This window comes from Pedobacter sp. KBS0701 (assembly GCF_005938645.2).
In the GTDB taxonomy this organism is placed as follows: Bacteria; Bacteroidota; Bacteroidia; order Sphingobacteriales; family Sphingobacteriaceae; genus Pedobacter.
In genome coordinates, this window is the sequence record NZ_CP042171.1 from 571,451 (window position 1) to 584,115 (window position 12,665).

The 12,665-nt window shown below is 39.4% G+C and carries 9 protein-coding genes; all 9 read left to right on the forward strand.

Going from position 1 to position 12,665, the window contains the following annotated elements; translation table 11 throughout:
* Positions 1 to 2 precede the first annotated feature (2 nt).
* The 9 genes from FFJ24_RS02130 to FFJ24_RS02170 all read left to right on the forward strand — a co-directional run bounded on the left by FFJ24_RS02130 (position 3) and on the right by FFJ24_RS02170 (position 12,524).
* Positions 3 to 848, forward strand: a complete 846-nt coding sequence (locus FFJ24_RS02130; protein WP_138820586.1) for an alpha/beta fold hydrolase — start codon at positions 3 to 5, stop codon at positions 846 to 848.
* Between the two features lie 249 nt (positions 849 to 1,097).
* The gene (gene rhaT, locus FFJ24_RS02135) at positions 1,098 to 2,192 is read left to right on the forward strand and encodes an L-rhamnose/proton symporter RhaT (protein ID WP_138820587.1); all 1,095 of its coding nucleotides are present in this window, start codon (positions 1,098 to 1,100) and stop codon (positions 2,190 to 2,192) included.
* A gap of 28 nt (positions 2,193 to 2,220) precedes the next feature.
* The gene (locus tag FFJ24_RS02140; protein ID WP_138820588.1) at positions 2,221 to 4,341 is read left to right on the forward strand and encodes a bifunctional aldolase/short-chain dehydrogenase; all 2,121 of its coding nucleotides are present in this window, start codon (positions 2,221 to 2,223) and stop codon (positions 4,339 to 4,341) included.
* 244 nt (positions 4,342 to 4,585) lie between these two features.
* Positions 4,586 to 5,866, forward strand: a complete 1,281-nt coding sequence (locus FFJ24_RS02145) for a sugar isomerase (protein ID WP_138820589.1) — start codon at positions 4,586 to 4,588, stop codon at positions 5,864 to 5,866.
* A gap of 12 nt (positions 5,867 to 5,878) precedes the next feature.
* Positions 5,879 to 7,264, forward strand: coding sequence for an FGGY-family carbohydrate kinase (locus FFJ24_RS02150; protein ID WP_138820590.1), 1,386 nt, complete (start codon positions 5,879 to 5,881; stop codon positions 7,262 to 7,264).
* Positions 7,265 to 7,306: 42 nt separating this feature from the next.
* Positions 7,307 to 8,338: a GntR family transcriptional regulator gene (locus FFJ24_RS02155; RefSeq protein ID WP_138820591.1), complete on the forward strand. Its 1,032-nt coding sequence runs from the start codon at positions 7,307 to 7,309 to the stop codon at positions 8,336 to 8,338.
* A gap of 243 nt (positions 8,339 to 8,581) precedes the next feature.
* Entirely contained in the window at positions 8,582 to 8,824 is a 243-nt protein-coding gene (locus FFJ24_RS02160) for a type II toxin-antitoxin system RelE/ParE family toxin (RefSeq protein WP_138820844.1), read from the forward strand.
* Positions 8,763 to 9,110, forward strand: coding sequence for a helix-turn-helix domain-containing protein (locus FFJ24_RS02165; protein WP_246862724.1), 348 nt, complete (start codon positions 8,763 to 8,765; stop codon positions 9,108 to 9,110). Before FFJ24_RS02160 ends, FFJ24_RS02165 begins: the two co-directional genes overlap by 62 nt.
* 27 nt (positions 9,111 to 9,137) lie before the next feature.
* On the forward strand, positions 9,138 to 12,524 hold the full coding sequence (locus FFJ24_RS02170) for a DEAD/DEAH box helicase (protein WP_138820592.1): 3,387 nt from the start codon (positions 9,138 to 9,140) through the stop codon (positions 12,522 to 12,524).
* Positions 12,525 to 12,665 lie beyond the last annotated feature (141 nt).

Below are 12,665 nucleotides of genomic sequence, written 5' to 3' on the forward strand. Positions count from 1 at the left end.
AATTGAAAAGACTAAAACAAATTGCAAACGAGCTGAAATTAACGCAGGCAAATCCTGATGCAGCTTTAATGCGTGAGTTTATTTTTTACTCCCCAAAAATGCCATTGCGCCTGCATCAGGAACAGCTTATTGCCACTTCAAAACAATTTAGCCTTCAGGTTTTTGATACCTATTTTACCAATGCCAACGTAACCTTTAACTGTTTTAGCTGGGGAAATGGAAAAAGAAAAGTGTTGCTTACGCATGGATGGGCCTCAAAAGCTTTAGATTTTTATGAGCTGATTATTGAACTCCAGAAAATAGAAGACCTGGAGATTATTGCTTTTGATGCGCCTGGTAACGGAAGTTCAATCTCCGAATTTTCTAACCTGATGTTATATGCCGATTCGGTAAAGTCTATTGCATTAAACTACGTACAGCCAGATATATTAATTGGACATTCGCTAGGCGGAATGGCCAATGTAATTGCGTTGCAAGAATTAGGAGTAACTCCCGATCTGCTCATCAGCATTGCTCCATTAATCCGGCTCAAAGAAAACTTCGAACAGAGCCTTGATTCAGTAAGCATCGGAGCAAAAGATCAGGATATATTTTTCGCGAATTTTGCAAAAGAGTTCCCCGTTTCTGCTGGCCACTTTAACCTGACTGAACTTTATCAGTTAAGTCCGGATTTAGATCATTTTCTGGCTTATGATCCCGCCGATCATATTTCACCTTTCCCATTTCTGAAAGACTTTTTAGATAAAAATCCTGCCATCAGTTCAAAATCTTTTGAAGATGTGGGGCATTATAAAATCCTGAAATCTGCTGATGTTATTGAAGATATTGTGAGGAGGATTTCCTTATAAAAACCGTCATCTCAACTGGAACGCAGTGAAATGGAGAGATCTGTCTTGATAGATCTCTCGACTATGTTACTCTCCGCTCAAGATGACGACTTTTTTCGCGCAAATATCCAACCCCCTCTCCTGACTTATCTAATTCCATCATCCATTATACATCTTCCATCCACCATATTATTTCTCATCCATAACAGTGCATAACAGTTAAAGTTACTGCAAATTCTATTTTAGGGCAACCAAATATTAAATTAGAGCATGCAAGCAATTTTAGGTGTAATTTTTCATTTCTTCGGTGGTTTCGCCTCCGGAAGTTTTTATATTCCGTACAAAAAAGTTAAAGGCTGGGCCTGGGAAAGTTACTGGATCGTTGGGGGAATCTTCTCCTGGCTAATCGTTCCGCCACTTGCTGCATTTTTAACCATCCCTAATTTTACAACAATTATCACCAGTACCAATGGTAGTATTTTATGGTTGACCTATTTTTTTGGCGTGCTTTGGGGCATTGGAGGCTTAACCTATGGTCTAGGCGTTCGTTATCTGGGTGTATCATTAGGAAGTAGTATCATTTTAGGTCTTTGTATGGTTCTAGGTTCAATCCTTCCATCCATTTACTTCGATTTTTTCCCGCAGGCAGGTAAAGATACTTTTACTATGTTTTTGCATACCGATTGGGGACGTATGGTATTACTGGGGCTTTTGGTGTGTGTGGTTGGAATTATTATCTGCGGTAAAGCAGGTATGATGAAAGAAAAGGAAATGAAATCTGGTATTACCGATCCGCATGGCATGGAGGTGAAAACCGAATATAAATTCGGTCTTGGTTTATTCGTAGGCATTGTTTCAGGTGTTTTAAGTGCCTGTTTCAATTTCGGTATTGAAGCCGGAAAACCAATGGCCGAGGCTGCAAACACCATCTGGAAAGCAGCAAATCCTGCTGAAACCGGTAATTTTTTGTTTCAGAATAATGTTACTTATGTAATTGTACTTTGGGGAGGTTTAACCACCAATTTTATATGGTGTATGGTGCTGAATGCCCGAAACAAAACATTTGGCGACTATACAAATTCAAAAACGCCGCTGTTAAAAAACTATATTTTTTCTGCACTGGCAGGTACCACCTGGTTTTTACAGTTCTTTTTCTATGGAATGGGCGAGAGCAAAATGGGTAACGGTGCCAGTTCGTGGATCTTGCACATGGCTTTTATCATTTTGATCGCCAACGTATGGGGACTCGTGTTGAAAGAATGGAAAGGGGTATCCAAAAAGACCTTGTTTACTGTTTTGGCGGGTATTTTAACCATCATTGTTTCGGTACTCATTGTTGGTTATGGTAATTCAATAAAAGGTTAATAAATAAAAATTTAAATAGAATATAAGAATGTCAATCAATACGAAAAGTTATAAGCACGTAAGCTATCTATGGGATGAAGAGGAAGCCGCAAAACTGGCTGGAGATGAAGTTGCCCTCTTAATTTATCGCTCTAATTTATTGGGGGCTGATTTACGCTTAACCAATTATGGTGGGGGAAATACCTCGTGTAAAGTATTGGAAAAAGATCCGCTTACCGGTCTGAAAACCGAAGTAATGTGGGTAAAAGGTTCAGGTGGCGATTTAGGTACTTTAAAGAAAAGTGGTCTTGCAGCATTATATGTTGATCGTTTGCGAAGTCTGAAAAATATTTATCGGGGAGTAGAACATGAGGATGAAATGGTTGAACTGTTTAATCACTGTATTTTCGATTTAAGCTCTAAAGCACCCTCAATTGATACGCCTTTGCATGGTTTCCTGCCATTTGCGCATATCGATCACTTGCACCCTGATGCGGCCATTGCCATCGCTGCGGCTAAAGACGGTAAAAAAATTACGGAAGAATTATTCGGAGGAACCATTGGCTGGGTGGAATGGAAAAAACCGGGTTTCGAACTGGGACTACAACTAAAACAGTGTTTAGATGAAAATCCGGGCATTCGGGGCATCATGTTAGGCTCACATGGTTTATTTACCTGGGGAGATACCGCTTACGAAAGTTACCTGAATACTTTAGAAGTAATCGAAATCTGCTCTGACTACCTGAGCCAAAATTATGGTAAAAAAGGTCCGGTTTTTGGTGGACAAAAGATTGAAAGTGCAGCAGCAGATCAGCGTAAAAAACAAGCGGCTGCTTTAGCGCCTGTTTTACGTGGTTTGTGCTCTTCCAAACAACAGATGATCGGTCATTTTACTGATGACAGTCGTGTATTGGAATTTATCAATTCTAACGATCTCGATCGCCTTGCGCCAATGGGAACCAGTTGTCCCGATCATTTTTTAAGAACTAAAATCAGTCCGCTTGTTTTATCATTAGCAAGCGATGCCGATTTATCAGATGTTAAAGCACTAAAAGAACAATTAAAACCTGCTTTCGAAGCTTATAGGGAGATGTACACGGCTTATTATGAAGCTTGTAAACATCCAAACAGTCCCGCAATCCGCAATACCAACCCTGTGGTGATTTTGTACCCTGGCATCGGTATGTTTACTTTCTCTAAAGATAAACAAACAGCGAGGGTTGCTGCAGAATTCTACATCAATGCTATTAATGTAATGAAAGGCGCCGAAGCGGTTTCTGAATATACTTCATTACCACATCAGGAAGCTTTTAATATCGAATATTGGTTGTTGGAAGAGGCAAAATTACAGCGTATGCCAAAACCAAAACCTTTAACAGGTAAAATTGCCCTGATTACAGGCAGTGCCGGTGGAATTGGTAAGGCGATTGCTAAAAAGTTTGTTGCCGAAGGTGGTGTGGTGATCTTAAATGATATGAATGCTGAGCGTTTGGAAGAAGCAGGTAAAGAATTTGCGAGCCTTTATGGTAAAGATTCTTATAGTACCGCAATTTTGAATGTGACCAGTGAAGCAGATATTAAAGCCGCTTTTGATTCGGCAGCGCTGGCTTTTGGCGGTGTAGATATCGTGGTAAACAACGCAGGTTTATCAATCTCTAAAACCATTGCCGACCATACCGAAAAGGATTGGGACTTGTTATATGATGTTTTGGTAAAAGGCCAGTTTTTTATTACCCAGGCTGCAACAAATACGATGCAAAAGCAGGATATTGGTGGAGATATCATTAATATTGTAAGTAAGAATGCTTTGGTAAGCGGACCAAATAATGCCGGTTATGGCAGTGCGAAAGCTGCACAGTTACATTTGAGCAGATTAAATGCTGCTGAACTCGGAGCAGATAATATCCGTGTAAATGTGGTTAACCCTGATGCTGTAATCAGCGATAGCAATATCTGGGCTGGCGGTTGGGCCGAAGGCCGTGCAAAAGCTTATGGCATTACTGTTGCAGAGTTGCCCGCTTATTACGCAAAACGTACTTTGTTAAACCAGATTATATTACCAGATGATATTGCCAATGCCTGTTTCGCCTTTGTGGGAGGCTTGTTGCACAAATCAACCGGGAATGTTTTAAATGTTGATGGCGGAGTAGCCATGGCATTTGTAAGATAATACAAGCATATATTTTCGGCCTTTGTCCCCACAGAACGAAACGAATAATTGGATCAGTTGTCTGCGGGTACACAGATCATGGCGATAGATTTTAAATTCAGTTTTTTAAGTTGTTCAATCGGTCTGTGTTCAATCACAGACCGAAAATGACTTTAATTTTTATAATCGTCCTCGTTTGAAACGAGGATGAGTGAGAACGGCGATTGTATCGCCACAACGATTAGCAATAAAACCAAATATCCTCATGAATATCGATCAGAACCAAATAGAAAAACATAACGACTCCCTTTTAACTTCACATCAACGCAAACTTGCTTTTTTGAAAGAAGATTGGTCACACGCTGATCTCGAAAGCGTAATCCAAAAATTGGTCGATTTTCAAATTGCCATTCCAAGCTGGGCATTGGGTACTGGTGGAACACGTTTTGGCCGTTTTGCCATTACCGGTGGTGAGCCACGTAACATTGAAGAAAAAATTGAAGATGTAGGCTTACTTCATGCCCTTAATGGTGCAAGTGGCGCCATTTCGCTACACATTCCGTGGGATATCCCTCAAAATGCAGAAGCGTTAAAATCCTTAGCATCTGGCTATGGTTTAAAGTTCGATGCCATGAACTCCAATACCTTTCAGGATCAGAGAGGATCAGCACATAGCTATAAATTCGGTTCGCTTCAAAATGTGAATAAAGACATCCGCAAACAGGCAATTGAACATAATATTGAGGTAATTAAACACGGTATTGCATTGGGATCTGATGCGCTAACTGTTTGGCTTGCCGATGGTTCTTGTTTTCCTGGTCAGCTTAATTTTCGTAAAGCATTCGAAAATACTTTAGAAAGCCTTCAGGAAATCTATTCATCCTTGCCGGAAGATTGGAAAATGTTTGTGGAGTATAAAGCCTTCGAGCCTAACTTTTATTCAACAACAGTTGGCGATTGGGGTCAATCACTGTTATACGCCAGTAAACTGGGTAAAAAAGCCTATACCTTGGTGGATTTAGGTCATCATTTGCCAAATGCTAACATTGAGCAAATTGTGGCTTTATTGTTAATGGAAGGGAAATTGGGTGGTTTCCACTTCAACGATTCTAAATACGGCGATGATGATTTAACTGCCGGAAGTATTAAACCTTATCAATTGTTCCTGATCTTTAACGAACTGGTAGAAGGTATGGATGCAAAAGGCATGAACCATACAAAAGATTTAGGATGGATGATCGATGCTTCTCACAATGTGAAAGATCCTTTAGAGGATTTATTACAGTCAGTGGAAGCCATTATGATTGCCTATGCACAAGCCTTATTAGTTGATAGAAAAGCAGTAAACGAAGCGCAGAACAACAACGACGTAGCCAAAGCACAGGAAATTTTGCAGCATACTTTCCGTAGCGATTTAAGGGCTTTAGTAGCCGAAGCCAGATTAAGAGCTGGAGCAGCTTTATCACCGATTGTACTTTACCGTGGTTTAGAAGTTAGAAATCAATTAGTTAATCACCGCGGAAATACTGTTGCCACAGGTTTGTAAGTAGAGAATAAAATGACTAAACCTGTAATCGCCATATTTGATGTTGGGAAAACAAATAAAAAACTGTTCTTGATCGACGAAAGCTATAGTATTGTTTACGAGCGGTCAGCACGTTTTGTAGAAACTGTTGATGAGGACGGCGAACCGTGCGAAAATCTCGAAAGCCTGCGTTTATCCGTTTACGATTCCCTGCATCAGGTTTTGCAGTTAAAAGAGTTCGATGTTAAGGCCATAAACTTTTCTACTTATGGGGCTAGTTTTGTTTATCTTGATAAAAACGGCGATCCCCTGACACCACTTTATAACTATTTAAAAGAGTATCCTGAAGCGCTTAAAAATGCCTTTTATGCAAAGTACGGTGGCGAGGAGAAGATTTCATTAGAAACGGCCTCACCAATTTTAGGCAGCTTAAATTCAGGGATGCAAGTGTACCGCATGAAAAATGAAAAGCCCGAAATATTTAAAAAAGTAAAGTGGGCGTTACATCTGCCTCAATATTTAAGCTATCTGATTACGGGTAAGGCTGTGGCAGATATTACCAGCATTGGTTGTCATACCCAACTCTGGGATTTCAATAAAAACCAGTACCATAACTGGGTATCGGCAGAAAAGCTCGACGATAAGTTTGGAACCTTTACTCCGGGCGATTCCAGCCTGAAAATCAATTTTGAAGGTAAAAGTATTCAGGTTGGAGTAGGTCTTCACGATAGCTCCGCAGCGCTGATTCCTTACCTGGCTAATTTTAACACACCATTTGTGCTCATTTCAACCGGAACCTGGTGTATCAGTTTAAATCCTTTTAACCAGGAAGCTTTAACAGCCGAAGAACTTAAACAGGATTGTCTGTGTTACATGCACTTTAAAGGGAAGGCGGTTAAGGCTTCGCGTGTTTTTGCAGGTTATGAGCATGAGGTACAGCTTAAACGGATCGCCGAACATTTCAATCGCGCGGCCTATCTATTTAAACATTTGAAGTTTAACCCCTCCATGATTTTGAAACTGGCTAATAAAATCCCTGAAAACCAACAGGAACAACAAGGTTTTTCGGCAAGTTCTGCATTTCAAGCGCGTGATCTGAGCCTCTTCCAAACCGCGGAGGAAGCCTATCATCAATTGATTTTTGACCTGATTAAACAACAGATTTATTCGTTAAAGTTAATTTTAAATGCAGGTGTGAAAAGGATTTTTGTAGATGGTGGTTTCGGTAAAAATGCAATTTATATGCATCTGTTGGCTATTTCTATTCCAGATATAGAGGTTTATGCTTCCTCAGTTTCGCAAGCTACGGCAATTGGTACGGCGTTGGCAATAAATGACGCCTGGAACGAAAATCCTGCACCAACAGATATGATCCAGTTAAAATACTATTCTGCCATACAACGCACCATAGATTTTTAGGGATTTCCGTATATTAGAATTTCCTACATCAATATAGTCAATTTGAAACCAGAAGATTTAATCCCGTATCTTAACGTCGACGAGTATTCATCGACGCCAAAATACAAGCAGTTAACGAATGCTATTTTGGCGGCTATTGAAAGTGGTAAACTTCTGAAAAATAGTTTGTTGCCTTCGATAAATGAGTTGAGTTTTAGTCTGGAGATGTCGAGAGACACCGCCGAAAAAGGTTACCGCAACCTCCGCAAACTGGGGGTGGTTGATTCTGTACCAGGAAAGGGTTATTTTATCATCAATACCGATTTTTCCCGTAAACTAAAGGTTTGTCTGCTTTTTAATAAACTCAGTACGCACAAAAAGATCATTTACGATTCCTTCACAAAAACCTTAGGAGAACGTGCCGCAATCGATTTTTATATCTACAACAACGATTTCGCCCTGTTTAAAAAAATGATTGTGGCCAAACGCGGCGATTATTCGCACTTTGTAATTATTCCACATTTTTTAGAAGGAGGTGAAAATGCGCACGAAATTATCAATACCATCCCAAAAGAAAAACTGGTTATACTTGATAAACTTTTACCTGGGGTAACCGGCGATTATGCTGCGGCCTACGAAAACTTTGCACAGGATATTTACGCAGCTTTAGAACAGGCATTAGACCGCCTTTCGCATTATCGAACCTTGAAAATTATCTTTCCAAAAAACAGTTATTTCCCGCACGAAATACTCACAGGCTTTTACAGGTTCTGCCAGCAATATGCTTTTGATCATAAGGTAATCCACAACATTAAAGACGAGGAAATTAATCCTGGGGAGGTATACATTAACCTGATGGAAGATGACCTGGTAACACTGATTGAACGCTTAATTGCCCAGAAACTTAAAATCGGGAAGGATGTTGGCGTAATTTCTTATAACGAAACGCCTTTAAAAAGAATTATTTTGGATGGGATTACCACCATTTCAACTGATTTTAGCGAACTGGGCGCTCAAGCTGCTGAATTTATCCTTAACGGAAAAACTGAAAAGGTAGCCGTGCCTTTTTATTTGAACCTGCGTAAATCGCTTTAAGTTAGGTTATTCTCAACTTGCTACGCACTAGATTTAGTTAATAGGTTTACTCAGTAAACGCATTCTTTAATGTAGCTAAATATTTTGAATTTGTTATCTAATTAGCTAACTTTGAGTTGACCTAAATCTGGTTAATGAACGAGGAATTTATCAGGGACATTTTTTACTTTGAAGAGTATTTTGGATTTTTATGGGTAGCTTAAGCCCAACGTAAAGAAGAAATTCAATTGGACTTTACAATTAATCGCTACACTTGAAAAAGTTCCTGAAAAATATTTTAAGCACATCACAGGTTCAACAGGACTTTTTGAAATTAGGGTCGAAGTTGGTTCAGATATTTTTCGGGTATTTAGTTTCTTCGATAAGGGAAAACTGATCATCCTGGTAAATGGTTTTCAAAAGAAAACTCAAAAAACACCTAAAAATGAAATTGAACTGGCTGAGAAACTTAAAAAGAAATATTTCGATGGAAAAGACAAAAAATAAATTGACATTATTTGCTGATCATTTGGACAGCGAATACGGCAAACGTGGGACTGAAGAAAGAGAAATCTACGAACAAGAGTTTGAGCGTTTTAAGCTAGGAGCCATGCTTCAGGAACTTCGGAAAGAAAAGGGATTGACGCAAGAGCAGCTTGCAGAAAAATGTGGTACTACAAAAACCTACATTTCAAGAATTGAAAATAATGCAAGTGATATTAGACTTTCGACTTTAATGAGGATTATTAAAGTTGGACTTGGGGGACATTTGAACTTAAACGTGAGTTTATAAAAAGCAATATTATCTTATTTAGTTTAAATGAGTGATCAGGTAACCGCGCATCCAGTATCAGAACAAAATCCTTACGATTATATCTTAAAGGATTTTAACCTGAAAAATCTGAGCCAGATTGTTATCCTCAAACATTTAAACGGATTGATTCATACTGATGTTAAAGGCTTTTATCAGCTTGTTCCAGAGCAGATTGAAATCGATTTTGCAGCTTTTAGCGATGAAGCCTCCGGATTACCTTTTCCAATTGTTCAGGTTCAGCAGTACCCAAACTCGGTAAAACTTTCTTGCCGGTGCAGTACACCAAAATATAAACTATGTGAACATCAGGCGAGGGTTTTATACAACATCCTTCAGCGTCAGGATCTGCTCATTTTTTTCGACAGTAACCAGCGGAAACAAAAGCTGGCCAAAATTGCAATCGATTATGGATTGGAGAAAGAGGATAATCTCGATCTTCTGTTTAATCTCCGCTACGAGAATGACCAGGTAACCATCCGGCCAAAAATGGATGCCCTCCAGCCATTTAACAAAGAAACACAGCAAAATTTACAGGAACTTTTACTGCCGGCAAGTAAACCTAAAATAAAAGCGCCTGTCAAAAACAACCCGGGTAAAATGATCCTGGTTTTTGGGCAACATCGCTATTACAACAATTTAACGGTAGAATTATTTGAAGCCCAAACTACTAAGAATGGAAAGGTTAAAAATCCTTTAAAAGGAATTAATCCGGCTGATTTGCTCTTTAAAACAAATGATAACGATGAGGTAAAGTTTTATAGCGGTATTACCACTTTTCAGCAGAATTACAATAATGATCAAAGCGAGGTGGAAATTGAAGCCTTAAAAGCGATCGTGAAAAATCCTCAACAGATTCCTTTTTACCTGCAGGATAGTAAGCAGTCTGTGGCTATTCAAGCCTCCACCATTATCGCAGTTAATGCACATTTACTGGAAGTAGATTTACATCTTTCGGTAAACCAGCGTGATGATTATTATGAAATTACAGGGCGGCTGATCATCGAAGGGAAATCATGCGAACTGGATAACCTGGTATTGGTACACCAGTATTTTGTTAAACTTAACAATCAACTCTATCTAATTGGCAGGCTGGATTTTCTACGCGTAATTGGTTTTTTCAAAAAGCAGAGCAACAAGTTAATTCTGCACAAAACCAAATATCCGGAATTTCAAAAAGTTATTCTGGTGCCTTTAGAAGGAAGTATCCATGTTGATTATTCTTATTTAAAACCTGCCACAAAAAGCCAGATCGAAGAAAAGGGTTTCGATCTTGAAAACGAACAGTTAATCTACCTGTCAGAATCTGAAGATTACATTCTTCTTACACCGGTAATGCGTTATGGAAACCTGGAAATTCCTGTGCTGTCTAAAAAGAAAATCCAGGCGCAGGATAAACTGGGTAATCTCTTTACCTTGCATCGTGATGAAGATGCCGAACTGCAGTTTATCGGGAACGTTTTGAAACAGCACCCTTATTTCTATGATCAGGAAACCAACGATTCTTTTTATCTGCACCGCAAAAGGTTTCTGGAAGAAGCCTGGTTCCTTGATGCTTTTGAAGTATGGCGAAATAAAGGAATTCATATTTTAGGATTCAACCAGCTCAAAAACAACAAATTGAGCGAATTTCAGGCAAAAATCAATATCGAGGTATTGAGTGGGACGGATTGGTTTGAAACCAAAGTAAAGGTAAAGTTTGGTAAACAACAGGTTGCGTTAAAACATCTCCATAAATCGATCAGGAACAAAAGTAAGTTTGTAATGCTTGATGATGGAACCCAGGGCATACTGCCAGATGAGTGGATCGAAAAATTTGCAGCTTATTTTAGTGCTGGCGAAGTAACCGAAGATGCCATTCTTACGCCTAAAATTAAGTTTGCTTCTATAAACGAGCTTTATGAAGATGCTTTGCTGGATGGTGATGTAAAAAACGAATTAAAACTGTACAGACAGAAATTTGAAGGTACCGAATCGATTCAAGAGGTAGCGGTGCCAAAAGGTTTAACCGCAACTTTACGCCATTACCAGAAAGATGGCTTAAACTGGCTCAACTTTTTAGATGATTTTAATTTTGGTTGTTGTTTAGCCGATGATATGGGATTGGGTAAAACCATTCAGGTTTTGGCTTTCATTTTATCACAGCGCGAAAAAGTAAAGCATAATACAAATCTGGTGGTGGTTCCGGCTTCGTTAATATTTAACTGGAAGGCTGAAGTAGAGAAGTTTGCACCATCCATAAAAGTAAAAACCATTTATGCTGGCGAAAGGACCAAAACAACTGATACTTTCGATGATTACGAAATCATTTTAACCTCTTACGGGACATTACTTTCTGATATCCGTTTCCTGAAAGATTATCGCTTTAACTATATCTTTTTAGATGAATCGCAACTGATTAAAAATCCGGAATCGCAACGTTATAAAGCAGTCCGGATGCTGCAGTCGCGAAATAAAGTAACCATGACGGGAACGCCGATTGAGAATAATACCTTTGATTTATATGGTCAGCTATCATTTGCCTGTCCGGGTTTGTTTGGCAGTAAACAGCAGTTTGCCGATTTATATTCAACCCCAATTGATCAGTTTAAAGACAGTAGAAGGGCAGAAGAACTCCAGAAGAAGATAAGGCCGTTTATTCTCCGCAGAACCAAGGAACAGGTAGCGAAAGAACTTCCCGATAAAACAGAAATAATATTGTATTGTGAAATGGGAGCTGAACAGCGCGAAGTATACGAAGCGAACAAAAAGGAAATTCAGGATTTTATTTTGGGTAAACAGGAGGATGAGCTGCCTAAAAGTTCGATGCATGTACTGAAAAGTATTACCACCTTAAGGCAGATCTGCAACTCGGCTGCCTTACTCGCTGATGGAAAATCTTATCTGCAGGCTTCTTCAAAAATTGATGTGTTGATGGAGCAGATTGAAAGCAAGGCCGGAAAACATAAAATTCTTGTTTTTTCTCAATTTGTTACCATGCTCGATCTGATTAAAAAGCAATTGGAAAGCAAGGGAATCAGGTATGAATACCTCACCGGACAAACACGCAAAAGAGCTGAAGCGGTTGCCTCATTTCAGGAGAATGCCGATATTCCGGTTTTTCTGATCAGTTTAAAAGCCGGGGGTACCGGATTGAATTTAACCGAAGCTGATTATGTTTACCTGGTGGACCCATGGTGGAACCCCGCAGTGGAGAACCAGGCAATTGACCGCGCTTACCGGATCGGGCAGCATAAAAATGTGATGGCTGTACGGCTAATCTGTCCTGACACGATTGAAGAAAAAATTATGAAACTTCAGGCGACCAAAAAAGATCTGGTCAAAGATCTGATCCAGACAGAAGGTAGTTTGTTTAAAAACTTGACTAAGAAAGAGTTATTAGGGTTGTTGAGCTAAATTCCCCCGTGTTGTAAACAAATAGATCCGCCTGGATTTAAAAAATCGGTCGTCATTCCCACGTAGGTGGGAATCTTAAAGCCATTGTATTACGATTCCCAATCAAGTTGGGAATGACGCTTCGACTCTCAGTTGAGGCGA

Bases quoted from the DNA above. Each gene is read 5' to 3' on its own strand.
- rhaT (WP_138820587.1), top strand. From the start codon at position 1,098: ATGCAAGCAATTTTAGGTGTAATTTTTCATTTCTTCGGTGGTTTCGCC.
- FFJ24_RS02140 (WP_138820588.1), top strand. From the start codon at position 2,221: ATGTCAATCAATACGAAAAGTTATAAGCACGTAAGCTATCTATGGGAT.
- FFJ24_RS02145 (WP_138820589.1), top strand. From the start codon at position 4,586: ATGAATATCGATCAGAACCAAATAGAAAAACATAACGACTCCCTTTTA.
- FFJ24_RS02150 (WP_138820590.1), top strand. From the start codon at position 5,879: ATGACTAAACCTGTAATCGCCATATTTGATGTTGGGAAAACAAATAAA.
- FFJ24_RS02165 (WP_246862724.1), top strand. From the start codon at position 8,763: ATGAAATTGAACTGGCTGAGAAACTTAAAAAGAAATATTTCGATGGAA.
- FFJ24_RS02170 (WP_138820592.1), top strand. From the start codon at position 9,138: ATGAGTGATCAGGTAACCGCGCATCCAGTATCAGAACAAAATCCTTAC.